12 protein-coding genes are annotated in these 15710 nt (G+C 61.3%); 10 read left to right on the forward strand and 2 right to left on the reverse strand.

Features of this window, described 5'->3' with window-relative positions; all coding sequences use genetic code 11:
- Positions 1-35 precede the first annotated feature (35 nt).
- Entirely contained in the window at positions 36-1031 is a 996-nt protein-coding gene (locus PSEUDOMOFG3G_RS27785) for an alpha/beta hydrolase family protein (RefSeq protein WP_139049031.1), read from the reverse strand.
- A gap of 74 nt (positions 1032-1105) precedes the next feature.
- On the opposite strand from PSEUDOMOFG3G_RS27785, the gene PSEUDOMOFG3G_RS27790 reads away from it, so the two are divergent.
- The 10 genes from PSEUDOMOFG3G_RS27790 to trpE all read left to right on the forward strand — a co-directional run bounded on the left by PSEUDOMOFG3G_RS27790 (position 1106) and on the right by trpE (position 13577).
- A complete protein-coding gene (locus PSEUDOMOFG3G_RS27790) occupies positions 1106-3502 on the forward strand; it encodes a PAS domain S-box protein (RefSeq protein ID WP_139049032.1) in 2397 nt (798 codons plus the stop codon).
- Positions 3503-3634: 132 nt separating this feature from the next.
- Complete coding sequence (locus PSEUDOMOFG3G_RS27795) at positions 3635-4264, forward strand: response regulator transcription factor (protein WP_076383435.1); 630 nt, start codon at positions 3635-3637, stop codon at positions 4262-4264.
- A 345-nt stretch (positions 4265-4609) separates the two neighbouring features.
- Complete coding sequence (locus PSEUDOMOFG3G_RS27800) at positions 4610-5734, forward strand: ABC transporter ATP-binding protein (protein WP_139049033.1); 1125 nt, start codon at positions 4610-4612, stop codon at positions 5732-5734.
- A 49-nt stretch (positions 5735-5783) separates the two neighbouring features.
- On the forward strand, positions 5784-6827 hold the full coding sequence (locus PSEUDOMOFG3G_RS27805) for an ABC transporter substrate-binding protein (RefSeq protein WP_047228061.1): 1044 nt from the start codon (positions 5784-5786) through the stop codon (positions 6825-6827).
- Between the two features lie 194 nt (positions 6828-7021).
- On the forward strand, positions 7022-8269 hold the full coding sequence (locus tag PSEUDOMOFG3G_RS27810) for an ABC transporter permease (RefSeq protein WP_047228060.1): 1248 nt from the start codon (positions 7022-7024) through the stop codon (positions 8267-8269).
- 12 nt (positions 8270-8281) lie between these two features.
- Positions 8282-9106 (forward strand): ABC transporter permease, encoded by an 825-nt coding sequence (locus PSEUDOMOFG3G_RS27815; RefSeq protein ID WP_047228059.1) that lies wholly within the window; start codon positions 8282-8284, stop codon positions 9104-9106.
- Between the two features lie 202 nt (positions 9107-9308).
- Positions 9309-10457: an iron-containing alcohol dehydrogenase gene (locus PSEUDOMOFG3G_RS27820; RefSeq protein ID WP_139049034.1), complete on the forward strand. Its 1149-nt coding sequence runs from the start codon at positions 9309-9311 to the stop codon at positions 10455-10457.
- 78 nt (positions 10458-10535) lie between these two features.
- On the forward strand, positions 10536-11210 hold the full coding sequence (gene rpe / locus PSEUDOMOFG3G_RS27825; RefSeq protein WP_047228057.1) for a ribulose-phosphate 3-epimerase: 675 nt from the start codon (positions 10536-10538) through the stop codon (positions 11208-11210).
- Positions 11207-12025, forward strand: coding sequence for a phosphoglycolate phosphatase (locus PSEUDOMOFG3G_RS27830; protein WP_047228056.1), 819 nt, complete (start codon positions 11207-11209; stop codon positions 12023-12025). Before rpe ends, PSEUDOMOFG3G_RS27830 begins: the two co-directional genes overlap by 4 nt.
- 70 nt (positions 12026-12095) lie before the next feature.
- Positions 12096-13577 (forward strand): anthranilate synthase component I, encoded by a 1482-nt coding sequence (trpE, locus tag PSEUDOMOFG3G_RS27835; RefSeq protein ID WP_047228055.1) that lies wholly within the window; start codon positions 12096-12098, stop codon positions 13575-13577.
- 107 nt (positions 13578-13684) lie between these two features.
- Here trpE and estP read toward each other — a convergent pair whose 3' ends face one another.
- Positions 13685-15592, reverse strand: coding sequence for an esterase EstP (gene estP / locus PSEUDOMOFG3G_RS27840; RefSeq protein ID WP_139049035.1), 1908 nt, complete (start codon positions 15590-15592; stop codon positions 13685-13687).
- Positions 15593-15710 lie beyond the last annotated feature (118 nt).

Here is a 15710-nt window from a genome sequence, read left to right on the forward strand (position 1 = left end):
CACCACGGTGGCTGGCTTGGGGGCTTGTCTAAGCCTCACTCCCCCGGCTTCTGCGGGTTCAACCAACCCCGTACCCGACGAAACAGCTGTTCTTGCTGCGCCGATGAGTTGGGCACCGCTTTGAGTGACACCTGACTGAAGCTCGACCCTTTAAGACGCTTACTGGCCTGTAAACGCTCCAGCGCTGCATTGCGATCCTGCGGTTTGTCCATGTAGAACATATCGGCGGTGGCCAGCTTCAAGGTGGGGGTCAGTTCGGCCAGGGCGGGCTTGACTGCGAGCGGGGTCTGGGCGGCGACCATCACGAAACGCTCGATCTGCGAGGGCTGTTTTTCATTCAGGTAACGTGCCGCCCAATAGGCGCCGGTGCCGTGGCCCAGCAGAACAATACTGCGGGCGCCCTGCTGTTCGGCGTAGGCCAGTGCCGCATCGATGCGGGCATAGATACGTTCGGCATCGGCCAGGAGGTGTTCCTCGCTGGTTTGGGCAACGACCGGATCCACAGCGTCAGCCTCGCCGCCCGCCACTTGTTCAATCGGTGCTGCGGTCGTGGCGTCCGGTGCCGCGCCAGCCACGTCGGCCGGTTTGGTCTCGGGCGGTGTTTCCACCACGCGCGGTGCGATGACGTCGCTTTGCAGGTCCGGCAGGGTGATACTCAGGCTGCTCCACTCGATATCCGGTAACTTTTTGCGCATCGGGCCGATCACTTGAGGCCAGTCAGCGGTTTCGCCGGCGCCGGGGACTATGATGACCGCACCCTTGGGTTCGCTGGTGTTGGCTGGTTTCCAGAGAGCCAGGAAGGTGTCGCTGCCGGTTTGTAGCTGTTGTTGCTCCTGGACCGGGATCTCCCGTTCAAGTGCTGTCGCTTCTTCTTCGCTGCGCTCGAGCAAAGGCGGACGTTCGACCGGTTTTTCCTCGGTGGCTTGATCCGCCGCCGCGGGGGCCGGTTCTTCAGCCTGTACAGAAAAGGCACTCGGCAGGATCAGCGACAGGCACAATGCTGGCAATGCCAGGCGATAAACAAAGGGCATCGGATATTCCATGACCAGAAGTATTTCCGGCAGCCTAATGGGTTGGTCAGTATTTGTCAGTGCATGAGACTTCGATGATGCGTTTTTGCTGCCTGTGGGTTATCGGCTGTTTATGGCTTCCCTTGATGGCGTGGGCCGCGCCCGCACCGTCGTTGACTGGGGTGCAACTAGACGCGGGCCAGCGACAATGGCTGCTCCAGCATCCGCAACTGCGCGTCGGCCTCGTGTTGCAGGCGCCCTATGCGCAATATGACCGGCGCTTGCAGCGTCTGTCCGGCACCAATGTCGAGCTGATGCAGTGGTTGGGCAAGGCGTTGAATGTCGAACTGACCTGGCGCAATTTCCAGGACGTGGCGCAGTTGGAAGCCGCGTTGCGCTCCGGTGAGGTGGATATTGCCCCAGGGCTGACCCAGACCCCGGCCGGGCTGCGACTCTGGCGGTTTTCCGACCCCTACATGCGCGTGCCGCAATTGATCGTGGGCCAGAAGAAGGGCGCCGAAGGGGTCGAGCTGGAAAAGCTCGATGCTCAAGTGCGGGTGGCGGTGCGCATGCCCAGTACCACGGCCGATTATTTGCGTAGCAACTACCCGACGTTGAATCTTCAAGGCGTACCGTTGGAGCGTCAGGCGCTGCAACTGTTGTTGAGCCAGCAGGCCGGTTACGCGGTGGTCGATGAGGCGCAGTTGGGGCGACTGATGGTCGAGCCTGAGTTCTCCGGGCTGGTGGTCGTAGGCGATATCGGCCTGCCGCAACTGTTGCGCGTCGCCACTCGCCGGGATTGGCCTGAGTTGGCCGACATCATCGAGAGCGGTTTGCAGGCGATCCCGGCCAAGGAACTTGAGCAACTGCACAGTCGCTGGCTCAAGCCCAAATATCCGCGGCTGACCGACACCCCAGGTTTCTGGCAAAACCTGACCCTATTGCTGCTGGCCCTGCTCTTGAGCTGCGTGGCGATCGTGTTTTGGCAGCGCCGCGAGCAAAGGGCGCTGGAGCGGCGCCTGCGCAATGCGCGAAATGATATCGCCCAGCGGGCCGCCAGCGAGGAAGCCCTGCGCCTGACGCAATTTTCCATCGACCAAAGCACTGTCGGCATTCTCTGGGTCAATTGGGATAGCCATGTACGGTATGCCAACCGCGCCGCCGAAATCATGCTGGGCTATGCGCCGGGCGCGATCATTGAACGCCCCTTGATCGACTTCGAACCGGGCCTGCACATGGATCGCTGGCTGAACCTGTGGAAACGCGCCCGGGCCAGCGAGGAGGGGCCACAGAGTTTCGAAACCGAATGCGTGCGGGCCGATGGAAGTATCCTCCCGGCCGATGTTTCCTTGAGCTTCCTGCGTTTTCGCGATGCCGAATACCTGGTGGTCTACATAAACGACGTCACCGAGCGCCGTCGCGCGCTGGCGGCGCTGCGCGAGAGCGAGGCGCGCTTGCAGGGGATCGCTGCCAACGTCCCGGGCCTGGTCTTTCGCCTGGAGCGGGCGCCGGTAACCGGGCAGATCGACTTTGCCTACATCAGTGAGGGTAGCGAAAGCCTCGTGGGGTATTCGCCCGCGACCCTGGCCCGTAGCGACACCGGCCTGCGCAGCCTCGTACACCCCCAGGACAAGGCCAGTTATCACCGCACTCAGGATCAGGCGCTGGACAGCGACAGCGACTGGTCGTGGCAGGGGCGCATCCTGACCCGCGAAGGCCGGGAGCGCTGGGCCGAGATCAAGGCCATTACCCGTCGTCTCGAAGACGGCGCTTACGTGTGGGACGGTATCGTCTGGGACATCACCGAAAGCAAGCGCATCGAACTGGAGCTGGCCAGCTCCAGGGAGCAGCTGCGCGAATTGTCGGCGCACCTGGAGAGCGTGCGGGAAGAGGAAAAGGCGCGCATAGCTCGGGAAGTCCACGACGAGTTGGGGCAAATGTTGACCGTCTTGAAGCTGGAAACGTCCATGTGCGAACTGGCCTATGCGCAGCTCGACCCGGGCCTGCAAGAGCGGCTCAACAGCATGAAGCGCCTGATTGCCCAATTGTTCCAGTTGGTGCGGGACGTGGCGACGGCATTGCGACCTCCGATCCTTGATGCGGGCATCGCCTCGGCCATCGAATGGCAGGCGCGGCGTTTCGAGGCGCGCACGCAGATCCCATGCCTGGTACAGGTGCCGGACAATCTTCCGCCCTTGAGCGACGCCAAGGCCATCGGTCTGTTTCGAATTCTCCAGGAAGCGCTGACCAATGTGATGCGCCATGCTCAGGCGCATACTGTAGAACTGACGCTGGTGCAGGAAGACGACCAGCTTTGTCTGACGGTGAGCGACGACGGTGTAGGATTCGTTCCCGCCACGGGGCGGCCGACCTCCTTCGGTCTGGTCGGCATGCGGGAACGGGTGTTGATCATGGGCGGGCAGTTATCGTTGGAAAGTGAGCCAGGGGAGGGGACGACCCTGGCGGTGCGGGTACCGGTGAATGAGGCCTGATGATTTTTGTTTGGCTTGGCTTGGCTGACGCTATCGCGAGCAGGCTCGCTCCCACATTGATTGAGATGCACACACGCACAACCCTGTGGGAGCGAGCCTGCTCGCGATGAGATTCTGAATCTGGAGAAAAACGTGATCCGTGTACTGGTAGCCGAAGACCACACCATCGTGCGCGAAGGCATCAAGCAGTTGATCGGCCTGGCGAAGGACCTGGTGGTCGTGGGGGAGGCGAGCAATGGCGAACAATTGCTGGAGACCCTGCGGCATGTGCCCTGCGAAGTGGTGCTGTTGGATATCTCCATGCCTGGCGTCAATGGTCTGGAGGCGATCCCGCGGATCCGTGCGTTGAACAATCCGCCGGCCATCCTGGTGTTGTCGATGCACGACGAGGCGCAAATGGCGGCGCGCGCGCTGAAGGTCGGTGCCGCCGGCTACGCGACCAAGGACAGCGACCCGGCCTTGCTGCTCATGGCGATTCGCAAGGTCGCGGCCGGCGGACGTTACATCGACCCGGAACTGGCCGACCGCATGGTTTTCGAAGTGGGCCTGACCGACAGCCGACCGCTGCACTCGCTGCTGTCCGAGCGCGAATTCTCGGTCTTCGAGCGCCTGGCCCAAGGGGCCAACGTCAATGACATCGCCCAACAATTGGCCCTGAGCAGCAAAACCATCAGCACTCACAAAGCGCGGCTGATGCAGAAACTCAACATCACTTCCTTGGCGGAACTGGTGAAGTATGCGATGGAGCATAAGTTGCTCTAAGCCCACCACAATCCCCTGTGGGAGCGAGCCTGCTCGCGATAGCATTGGACCATTCAGCATCTTAGTTGACTGACACACCGCCATCGCGAGCAGGCTCGCTCCCACAGGGGCAGTGTGTCGGCATATCCATTTGCGACACGCCCCAACACCGCTTTTGTCCCTGCTTGCAGCTTGCAGCTCATAACTCACGACTGTCCTTATCCAATCCCGCCATCCTTGTAGGGAAATCCCTACACCGACTCTTCCATCCGGCTGAGGCGATTCTCTCCTGCGCCCCGATTTGCGCAGGCCCCAGGCTCCACTAGGCTTGATTCACAAGCAGTCATCAATACAAAAGGTGCGGGTATGAGCCAGGTCGATTCAAGCGCGGGGGCCAGTGATGTGCTGGTCAGCTTTCGTGGTGTGCAAAAGAGCTACGACGGCGAGAACCTGATCGTCAAGGACCTCAACCTGGACATTCGCAAAGGCGAATTCCTGACTCTGCTCGGGCCGTCCGGTTCCGGCAAAACCACCAGCCTGATGATGCTCGCCGGGTTTGAAACACCCACTGCCGGTGAGATCCAGCTGGCCGGACGCTCCATCAACAACGTGCCGCCCCACAAGCGTGACATCGGCATGGTGTTCCAGAACTACGCTTTGTTCCCGCACATGACCGTTGCCGAGAACCTGGCCTTCCCGCTGACCGTGCGCGGCTTGAACAAAAGCGACGTGAGTGATCGGGTCAAGCGCGTCTTGAGCATGGTCCAGCTGGACACGTTTGCCCAACGCTACCCGGCGCAGTTGTCCGGCGGCCAGCAACAGCGCGTGGCCCTGGCCCGGGCGCTGGTGTTCGAACCGCAACTGGTGCTGATGGACGAACCCCTTGGCGCCTTGGACAAACAACTGCGTGAACACATGCAGATGGAGATCAAGCATCTGCATCAGCGCCTCGGTGTGACAGTGGTCTATGTGACTCACGACCAGGGCGAAGCCTTGACCATGTCCGACCGGGTAGCGGTGTTCCATCAAGGCGAAATCCAGCAGATTGCCCCGCCACGCACCCTCTACGAAGAGCCAAAGAACACCTTCGTCGCCAATTTCATCGGCGAGAACAACCGTCTCAACGGCCGCCTGCACAGCCAGACCGGCGATCGTTGCCTGGTGGAGCTGGGGCGTGGTGAAAAGGTCGAGGCCCTGGCGGTGAACGTCGGCAAACCCGGCGAGCCGGTGACCCTGTCGATCCGCCCGGAACGGGTGAGCCTCAACGGCGCAAGCGAACAATGTGTCAACCGCTTCTCAGGGAGGGTGGCGGAATTCATCTATCTGGGCGACCACGTCCGGGTTCGCCTGGAGGTCTGTGGCAAGAATGACTTCTTCGTGAAACAACCGATTGCCGAACTCGATCCCGGGCTCGCTGTTGGGGACGTGGTTCCGCTTGGCTGGCAAGTCGAGCATGTGCGTGCGCTCGATCCCCTTCTAGAGGCGAATTGATCGCCCCCTGCTGTACCAACACCAACCCTGCACGTGGAGAGAACAATAAATGTTGAGATCCCTGAAGTTCACAGCCCTGACCCTGGGCATGATGGGTGCGGCAAGCGCGATGGCGGCGGGCCCGGACCTGACTGTGGTGTCTTTCGGTGGGGCGAACAAGGCGGCTCAGGCCAAAGCCTTCTACGCGCCGTGGGAAGCCGCCGGCAACGGCAAGATCATCGCTGGCGAATACAACGGTGAAATGGCCAAGGTCAAGGCCATGGTCGACACCAAGAGCGTTTCGTGGGACTTGGTGGAAGTCGAGTCCCCGGAGCTGTCCCGTGGTTGTGACGAAGACATGTTCGAGCAACTGGACCCGGCTCTGTTCGGCAAGGCCGAAGACTACGTCAAGGGCGCCATCCAGCCTTGCGGCGTGGGCTTCTTCGTGTGGTCCACCGTGCTGGCCTACAACGCCGACAAACTGAAAACCGCACCGACCAGTTGGGCGGATTTCTGGGACACCAAGCAATTCCCAGGCAAGCGTGGCCTGCGTAAAGGCGCCAAGTACACCCTGGAATTTGCCTTGATGGCCGACGGCGTCGCGCCGAAAGACGTGTACAAAGTGCTGGCCGGCAAAGATGGCCAGGATCGTGCCTTCAAGAAGCTCGACGAACTCAAGCCGAACATCCAGTGGTGGGAGGCCGGCGCCCAGCCGCCGCAGTACCTGGCTTCCGGTGACGTGGTCATGAGCTCGGCCTACAACGGTCGGATCGCCGCGGTGCAGAAGGAAAGCAACCTGAAAGTGGTGTGGAACGGCGGCATCTACGACTTCGACGCATGGGCAATTCCACGCGGTCTGGACAAGACCCGCGCCGAAGCTGCGAAGAAATTCATCGCTTTCTCGGTGGCACCGCAGCAGCAAAAGATCTACTCGGAAAACATCGCCTACGGCCCGGCCAATACCCAGGCTGTACCGCTGTTGTCCAAGGATGTCTTGAAAGACATGCCGACCACCCCGGAAAACATCGCCAACCAGGTACAGATCGACGTCAGCTTCTGGGCTGATAACGGTGAGCAACTGGAGCAGCGCTTCAACTCCTGGGCGGCGAAGTAACCGCTGACAGAGATCGTTCCCACGCTCCGCGTGGGAATGCCGCCCAGGACGCTTCGCGTCCTTTGTGACGCAGAGCGTCATTGGATGCATTCCCACGCGGAGCGTGGGAACGATCGGCTCAGAGGCCAACGTTTCAAAAGAACAGAAGCGGCACGCCGCTTCTGTAACGATCAAAAAGATTTGCGGAGTTCGCCATGGCCATCGCCGTTCCACTGAACGCGGGCACCAGCCCCACCCTGAAGCAGCGGCTCAAGCGCGCCGAGCGGGTCAACCGCTGGAAGGCCCAGGCCTTGATCGCGCCGCTGGTGTTGTTTCTGTTGCTGGTGTTCCTGGTGCCTATCGTGGCGCTGCTGTTCAAAAGCGTCAGCAACCCGGAAGTGGTCAACGGCATGCCGCGCACCGTCGCCGCGGTCGCTGCCTGGGACGGACGTGGGTTGCCAGGCGAGCCGGTATACAAAGCCGCCAGCGAAGACCTGGCCGAAGCGCGCAAGAATCAGACCTTGGGCGATTTGTCCAAGCGCCTGAACATGGAACTGGCCGGCTATCGCAGCCTGCTGACCAAGACCGCCCGTGCGCTGCCGTTCGCCACAGAGCCGGTTTCCTATAAAGAAGCGATGGAGAGCCTCGACGAACGCTGGGGTGATCCGGCGTATTGGCAGGTGATCCGCCGCAACACCAGTGATGTCACCCCGTATTACCTGCTGGCGGCCGTCGATCATCGCATCGATGATCTTGGCGAACTGGCCCCGGCTACCCCCGACCAGGCGATCTACCTGGATATTTTTGCCCGTACGTTCTGGATGGGCCTGGTGATTACCGCGATCTGCCTGGTGCTGGCCTATCCGTTGGCCTACCTGCTGGCGAACCTGCCGTCGCGCCAAAGCAACCTGCTGATGATTTTGGTGCTGTTGCCGTTCTGGACGTCGATCCTGGTGCGGGTGGCGGCGTGGATCGTGCTGCTGCAATCGGGCGGGCTGATCAACAGTGGCCTGATGGCCATGGGCATTATCGATAAGCCTCTGGAGTTGGTGTTCAACCGCGCCGGTGTCTACATCTCCATGGTCCATATCCTGCTGCCGTTCATGATCCTGCCGATTTACAGCGTGATGAAAGGCATCTCTCCGACTTACATGCGTGCGGCGATTTCCCTGGGCTGCCATCCGTTCGCCAGCTTCTGGCGCGTGTATTTCCCGCAGACCTATGCCGGTGTCGGCGCCGGTTGCCTGTTGGTGTTCATTCTCGCCATCGGCTACTACATCACTCCGGCGCTGCTGGGCAGCCCGAGCGATCAGATGGTCAGCTATTTTGTCGCGTTCTACACCAACACCAGCATCAACTGGGGTATGGCCACGGCGCTCGGCGGGTTGTTGTTGCTGGCAACCGTCGTGCTGTATCTGATTTACAACTGGCTGGTGGGCGCCAGTCGCCTGCGCCTGAGCTGAGGGGAGATTGAAATGCTGAGTCCTTACATGTCCCCCGTCGAGCGGGTGTGGTTCTACAGCTTGCGCATATTCTGCGGGCTGATCCTGTTGTTCCTGATCCTGCCGGTGCTGGTGATCATTCCATTGTCGTTCAACTCCGGCAGCTTCCTGGTGTACCCGTTGCAAGGCTTTTCGTTGCAGTGGTACCACGATTTCTTCGCTTCGGCGGAGTGGATGCGGGCGCTGAGGAACAGCGTCATCGTCGCCCCGGCGGCAACGGTACTGGCGATGGTCTTCGGCACCCTGGCGGCGATTGGCCTGACCCGTGGTGATTTCCCAGGCAAGGCGCTGGTGATGGCCCTGGTGATCTCGCCGATGGTGGTGCCGGTGGTGATCATCGGGGTGGCCAGTTACCTGTTCTTCGCGCCGCTGGGAATGGGCAACAGTTTCTTCTCGCTGATCGTGGTCCATGCCGTGCTGGGCGTGCCGTTCGTCATCATCACGGTGTCGGCGACCTTGCAGGGCTTTAACTACAACCTGGTTCGGGCCGCTGCCAGCCTTGGGGCTTCGCCGTTGACGGCGTTTCGTCGAGTGACCTTGCCGTTGATCGCCCCGGGCGTGATCTCCGGCGCACTGTTCGCCTTCGCGACCTCGTTCGATGAAGTGGTGGTGACGCTGTTCCTGGCCGGTCCCGAGCAGGCAACTCTGCCAAGGCAGATGTTCAGCGGTATCCGCGAGAACCTCAGCCCCACCATCGCCGCCGCCGCGACGCTGCTGATCGCCTTTTCGGTGATCCTGTTGCTGACTCTGGAGTGGTTGCGTGGGCGTAGCGAGAAACTGCGTACTGCGCAGGTCTGACGGTCAGTGTTGTACCCTGTGGGAGCGAGTCTGCTCGCGATAGCGGAGTGTCAGTCGATAAAAATGTCGAATGTTCTACCGCCATCGCGAGCAGGCTCGCTCCCACAGGGGATTTGCGGTGTATTCATGGGCTGAATGGAAGACAACCTTAAATACCGAGCTATCCTTGTGCCAGCCCATACGCGAATAAGAGGCCGCGCACATGAGTCTTTCCTCATTCAAGATCGCCCACAAACTGATCACCGGTGCCGCTGCCATCGAGCAACTGGCGGCTGAGCTGACGCGGCTGGATGTCGATAACCCGCTGATCGTCACCGACGCTGCGCTGGTCAAGTCCGGCACCGTGGAGCTGGCGTTGCAGCATCTGGGCGGGCGCGACTATGAAATTTTCGACCGGGTCATGCCGGACCCGGAAATCGCCATCGTTGAAGACTGCATGCAGGCCTACCGTGACGGCGGCCATGATGGCTTGATCGGCCTGGGCGGCGGCAGCGCCATCGACATCGCCAAATGCGTGGGGGTCTACGCCGGTTACCACGGTGAGCTGCAGGATATGTTCGGGGTCGATCAGGTCCCGCGCAAAGGCGCGCCCATGATCGCCATCCCCACCACGGCCGGGACCGGCTCTGAAGTCACCAACGTGGCCATCCTCTCCGACAAGGTCGCGCAACTCAAGAAAGGTATCGTCAGCGATTATCTGCTGCCGGACGTGGCGCTGGTCAGCCCGCAGATGACCCTTACCTGCCCCCGGAGCGTGACCGCCGCCAGTGGCGTCGATGCACTGGTGCATGCCATCGAGTCCTACCTGTCGCTCAATGCCTCGCCGATCACCGATGCCTTGGCTATCGGCGCAATAAAACTGATCACCCGCGCCTTGCCCAAGGCCTACGCCAACCCCGCTCATTTGCAAGCTCGCGAAGACATGGCCACTGCAAGCCTGATGGCCGGCATGGCGTTCGGCAATGCTGGGGTCGGGGCGGTGCATGCGCTGGCGTATCCGCTGGGGGGGCGCTTTCACGTGTCCCATGGTGTGGCAAACGCCTTGTTGCTGCCGTATGTCATGGCGTGGAACAAGATGGCTTGCGTCGAGCGCATGCGCGACATTGCCGAAGCCATGGGCATAAAGACCGCGCACCTGAGTGACCTTGAAGCCGCTGATGAAGCCGTGGAGGCCATGGTTGCGCTGTGTGCTGCCGTGGAAATCCCCCAGGGCCTGAGCAGCCTTGGGGTGACGGACGAGGTGATCCCGTCCATGGCGGTGGAAGCGGCCGGGATCGAGCGGCTGATGCGCAATAACCCACGCAAACTGAGCGCCAGCGATATCGAGAAGATCTACCGCGCGGCGTATTGATCGTCTGCCACGGTGGGCGCGCCAAATCTTGAGGTATACAATGCGCGCCATCGTGATTTCGCTCAAAACAGGTGCGTCATGCAGCCCTTCGCTATTGCTCCGTCGATTCTCTCCGCCGACTTCGCCCGCCTGGGCGAGGAAGTGGACAACGTTCTGGCCGCCGGCGCCGACATCGTGCACTTCGATGTCATGGACAACCATTACGTACCCAACCTGACCATCGGCCCGATGGTCTGCGCAGCGCTGCGCAAGTACGGCGTCACGGCGCCGATCGACGCGCACCTGATGGTCAGCCCGGTGGATCGCATCGTCGGCGACTTCATCGAGGCCGGTGCCACCTACATCACCTTCCACCCCGAAGCCACCCAGCACATCGACCGCTCCCTGCAGTTGATTCGCGAAGGCGGATGCAAGGCCGGCCTGGTGTTCAACCCGGCCACGCCCCTGGACGTGCTCAAGTACGTGATGGACAAGGTCGACATGATCCTGCTGATGAGCGTCAACCCCGGCTTCGGCGGGCAGAAGTTCATTCCTGGCACACTCGACAAGCTGCGTGAAGCCCGCGCGCTGATCAAGGCATCGGGCCGTGATATCCGCCTGGAGATCGACGGTGGCGTGAACGTCAATAACATCCGCGAAATCGCAGAGGCCGGTGCCGACACCTTTGTCGCAGGCTCGGCCATTTTCAATGCGCCGGACTACAAAGAGGTCATTGAAAAGATGCGTGCCGAACTGGCCCTGGCCCGTCTATGAGCGGCTTTGAGCAGCTGTTCCCCGGCAGCCTGCCGCGTCTGGTGATGTTCGACCTCGACGGCACGCTGGTCGACTCGGTGCCGGACCTGGCGGCGGCCGTGGACAACATGCTGCTCAAGCTCGGTCGCCCGGCCGCCGGAATTGACGCCGTGCGCCACTGGGTCGGCAACGGCGCGCCCATGCTGGTGCGGCGGGCCCTGGCCAACCATATCGATGCCCAGGGCGTCGATGACGCCGAGGCCGAGCGGGCGCTGGAGTTGTTCAACGAAGCCTATGAAGGCAATCACGAACTGACGGTCGTCTACCCCGGTGTGCGTTCCACCCTCAAGTGGCTGCACAAGCAAGGCGTTGAAATGGCCCTGATCACCAACAAGCCGGAGCGCTTTGTCGCGCCGCTGCTGGATCAGATGAAAATCGGTCGTTATTTTCGCTGGATCATCGGTGGCGATACCCTGCCACAGAAAAAACCTGACCCGGCCGCGCTGTTTTTCGTGATGAAAATGGCCAACATCCCGGCCTCTCAATCGCTGTTCGTCGGCGACTCGCGCAGCGATGTGTTGGCGGCGAAAGCCGCCGGGGTCAAATGTGTGGCGCTGAGCTACGGCTACAACCATGGCCGGCCGATCGCCGAAGAGTTTCCCGCGCTGGTGATCGACGATTTGCGCCTGTTAATTCCCGGTTGCCTGGACCCGGCCGCTGAGATAACGTTGCCCGACGCTGTTCAATCCTCTTCTGGAAACGCCATCGTGGTGGTCACTCGCAAACTCTGGATGAAAGTCATGAAGGCCCTGGCCCGCTGGCGTTGGCGCGCCTGACCTGATCCTGGCCGGTTATCCGGCGCGTTTGCATACCTGACTGTCAGCTCCTCCTGCCACGAGGCACACCATGATCCGCGAAGAATTCCTGCGTCTAGCCGCTGCCGGCTACAACCGTATCCCGCTTGCCTGCGAAACCCTGGCCGACTTCGACACACCGCTGTCGATCTACCTCAAACTGGCCGATGAGCCCAACTCATACCTGCTCGAATCGGTGCAGGGCGGTGAGAAATGGGGCCGTTATTCCATCATCGGCCTGCCGTGCCGCACGGTGCTGCGGGTCCATGACCATCGTGTCAGCGTGACCCATGACGGCGTCGAGATCGAAAGCCTGGAGGTCGAAGATCCGCTGGCCTTCGTCGAAACCTTCAAGGCTCGCTACAACGTGCCTACCATCCCCGGCCTGCCGCGGTTCAACGGTGGCCTGGTGGGTTATTTCGGCTACGACTGCGTACGCTATGTGGAAAAGCGTCTGGGCACCTGCCCGAACCCGGACCCGCTGGGCGTGCCGGACATTTTGCTGATGGTCTCTGACGCAGTGGTCGTCTTCGATAACCTCGCCGGCAAGATGCACGCGATTGTCCTGGCTGATCCGTCCCGGGAAGACGCCTACGAGCAAGGTCAGAAAAGTCTTCAGGCGCTGCTGGAAAAACTCCGGCAGCCGATCACGCCGCGTCCTGGCCTGGATTTCAGCAAACAGTCGGCGGCCGACCCGGTGTTCCGTTCCAGTTTCACTCAGAACGATTACGAAAGGGCCGTCGATACCATCAAGGAATACATCCTGGCCGGCGACTGCATGCAAGTGGTGCCGTCGCAACGGATGTCCATCGACTTCAAGGCTGCGCCCATCGACCTGTACCGGGCGCTGCGCTGTTTCAATCCGACGCCTTACATGTACTTCTTCAATTTCGGTGACTTCCATGTTGTGGGCAGTTCACCCGAAGTGCTGGTGCGGGTCGAAGACAACCTGATCACTGTGCGGCCTATCGCTGGCACCCGCCCTCGTGGGGCCACGGAGGAAGCCGACCGGGCGCTGGAAGAGGACCTGCTGTCGGATGACAAGGAAATCGCCGAGCACCTGATGCTGATCGACCTGGGCCGCAATGACACCGGGCGCGTCTCGGAAGTCGGTTCGGTGAAGCTCACCGAAAAGATGGTCATCGAGCGTTATTCCAACGTGATGCACATCGTCTCCAACGTCACGGGCCAGTTGAAGGCCGGGCTGACGGCGATGGACGCCCTGCGGGCCATCCTGCCGGCGGGAACGTTGTCTGGCGCCCCGAAAATCCGCGCCATGGAAATCATCGACGAGCTGGAACCGGTCAAGCGTGGGGTGTACGGCGGGGCCGTGGGCTATTTTGCCTGGAACGGCAACATGGACACTGCCATTGCCATCCGCACCGCCGTCATCAAGGACGGTGAGCTGCACGTGCAGGCCGGCGGCGGGATCGTGGCCGACTCGGTGCCGGTGCTGGAGTGGGAAGAAACCCTGAACAAGCGCCGGGCAATGTTCCGTGCCGTGGCGCTGGCCGAGCAGACCCCAAGCGACTGAATGGAAGCTGATCAACTGTGGGAGCGAGCCTGCTCGCGAGGCGATGCATGTGTCGAACATGACGGCCTCATCGCGAGCAGGCTCGCTCCCACACAGGGTTATCTCGATCAGAAATCCAGACTGACCCCGACACTCACGCCCTGCTGGGTAAAGTCATCGTCCTTGCGCAGCGTATAACCGCCCCGCAGGGCCAGATCGTTGGTCAACTTGTGGCTGACCCCCAGGCTCAGGCGATTCAAATGACTCTGCGGCGTATAGCCTTCAAGCGTGAAATCATTGGCCGGCAGACTGTTGAGGGCGATGTTCACTTTTTGGGTGTCGTCTTCGTACTCGCGTTCGTGGGCATATTCGCCATACACCTGGGTCTGACGGGTGAAGTTGTATTTGCCTTGCAAGCCAATGCCCAAGCGTTTCGAGTCGCGGGTCTGGTCATCGAAAGTCAGGGCGGTGGAGCGGCTGCTCTTTTCTGAATACCCGTCGACTTCCACCTTCGCATAATCGGCGCTGATAAACGGTGACAGGTGCCACTGACTGCCCGGCTGGGCAATGTCGTAGCCCAGGCGCGTGCTGAATGCCCACAGGTGACCGTCGGTGTCACCTTTCTCTTGCGCCTGGTTGACGCCCAGGTCGAACTTGCGCTCCAGGTTGTCGTAGTCGAGCTTGCCGCCGGTCAACGCGGCATCGGCCCACCAGCGGTTCTGCTGGAACTGGGCGAAAGCGGTGGCCAGGTAGCTGTTGAGTTTGTAGTCCGAATCGGCGCTGCCTGCCTCCATGTCCTGGCGGTAGAAACCGGCGGCTACACCCACGCGCCAAGCCTCGTTGAGACGATAGCTGCCACCGACGTTCAGGCTGTAGCCGCTGCCGTCGGCGCTGGCGCCACTGTTTTGGCTGTCGATGTCCAGGTGCTGGCCGCCGCCTGCGACGATCGCCCGCCATTGGCCGACGGCTTGCCAGTTCTCCCAGTCCGATTGCCACTGGCTGCGTAATTCATCCTGGTGGGCGCGCAGGGTCGAGTGGGCCATTTCCGGCAGCAGTGTCAGCTCCCATGGCGCCGCGAGCAGGGAAAAGGCGTAATCGGCGATCAGTTGCTGTCCGGTCTCGGTGGGGTGGACCGAGTCGTTATAGATCAGCTTGGTGGGGTCTGGCGTCGCGCTGTTGATGCCATAGGTGGGGTTTTCCGTGCAGCCGTTGCCGCTGAAGCAGGTGGCGGTGAGGTTCTCGCCGGTGGCGAGGCCGAATCGTGCTGGATCGGCGAAACTTTCCTGCAGCAGTAGCGGAACGTTCAGTGGAATGATTTCGGCATCAATGCCTTGCAGCCGCGTGACCAGTTGCTGGTTGAACTGGTTGCTGAGCTGCGAAACGGCGTCTTGCAAAGGCGTGCCATTGAGCGCAGGGGTCAGGCCCAGGTCGGGCAGCAGCCAGACCATCACATAACGGGCTCCGGCGGTTTGCAGCACCTGGACACTGTCGGCCAGGCGGTCCGCGGCGGCGTTCGCCTGGGCGGGGGTCAGTACCAGGCCCTGGAGGAAGTCGTTACCGCCCCCGGAAAGGTAGTACAGCGCGTTCGGGTCGGCACGCAGGCCGTTGGACAGCAGGTATCCGTCACGGCTGCGTTCGCCAGTGTCGGAAACGCCGGTAATCGACTCGAGGATCTGGTCGGTGCGATACCCGCCCACGGCCCAGTTGTTGCCATCGGCCTGGCCTTCGCTGGCACGAACCGCCGAGGTGGATGCCGCGGTTTCATCATCGGAAAAGCCCAACCGTCCGCCCAGCAGTTGGGTGGAATTGAGGGAATAGGATTCGCCGCTTCCGTCGAGATAGAGCGGGCCGGTGCGGTTGGTAAAGCGTTGCGTGGCCCCGGACGGACCGTTCGGGTCGGCAAACTGGCCGGCATCGTTGAGGCTGTCGCCAAACACGATGAAGCTGGAGTAGGGATTGGGCGCGGCGCTCGCCTGGGCGCAGGCCATTGCCAGCAGACAGCCGGCCATTGGTACGAACAACGTTTTTCTTAGCATGAGAAAGTCCGTTTTTATCTTATTGTTGTTAGAAAACGAAACGACAGTACCAAAAACTTCCGGCGTTTTGCCATCCATCAGGCTCGTCGCGATTGTTTCAAAGCCCTTCGGGGGTCGT

This window comes from Pseudomonas sp. FG-3G, from assembly GCF_901007645.1.
Lineage (GTDB): Bacteria > Pseudomonadota > Gammaproteobacteria > Pseudomonadales > Pseudomonadaceae > Aquipseudomonas > Aquipseudomonas rhizophila.

Excerpts from the sequence above, each read along its gene's own strand:
- rpe (WP_047228057.1), top strand. The coding sequence starts at position 10,536 with ATGCAGCCCTTCGCTATTGCTCCGTCGATTCTCTCCGCCGACTTCGCC.
- trpE (WP_047228055.1), top strand. The coding sequence starts at position 12,096 with ATGATCCGCGAAGAATTCCTGCGTCTAGCCGCTGCCGGCTACAACCGT.
- PSEUDOMOFG3G_RS27800 (WP_139049033.1), top strand. The coding sequence starts at position 4,610 with ATGAGCCAGGTCGATTCAAGCGCGGGGGCCAGTGATGTGCTGGTCAGC.
- PSEUDOMOFG3G_RS27805 (WP_047228061.1), top strand. The coding sequence starts at position 5,784 with ATGTTGAGATCCCTGAAGTTCACAGCCCTGACCCTGGGCATGATGGGT.
- estP (WP_139049035.1), bottom strand. The coding sequence starts at position 15,592 with ATGCTAAGAAAAACGTTGTTCGTACCAATGGCCGGCTGTCTGCTGGCA.
- PSEUDOMOFG3G_RS27830 (WP_047228056.1), top strand. The coding sequence starts at position 11,207 with ATGAGCGGCTTTGAGCAGCTGTTCCCCGGCAGCCTGCCGCGTCTGGTG.
- PSEUDOMOFG3G_RS27820 (WP_139049034.1), top strand. The coding sequence starts at position 9,309 with ATGAGTCTTTCCTCATTCAAGATCGCCCACAAACTGATCACCGGTGCC.
- PSEUDOMOFG3G_RS27790 (WP_139049032.1), top strand. The coding sequence starts at position 1,106 with ATGATGCGTTTTTGCTGCCTGTGGGTTATCGGCTGTTTATGGCTTCCC.
- PSEUDOMOFG3G_RS27785 (WP_139049031.1), bottom strand. The coding sequence starts at position 1,031 with ATGCCCTTTGTTTATCGCCTGGCATTGCCAGCATTGTGCCTGTCGCTG.
- PSEUDOMOFG3G_RS27815 (WP_047228059.1), top strand. The coding sequence starts at position 8,282 with ATGCTGAGTCCTTACATGTCCCCCGTCGAGCGGGTGTGGTTCTACAGC.
- PSEUDOMOFG3G_RS27810 (WP_047228060.1), top strand. The coding sequence starts at position 7,022 with ATGGCCATCGCCGTTCCACTGAACGCGGGCACCAGCCCCACCCTGAAG.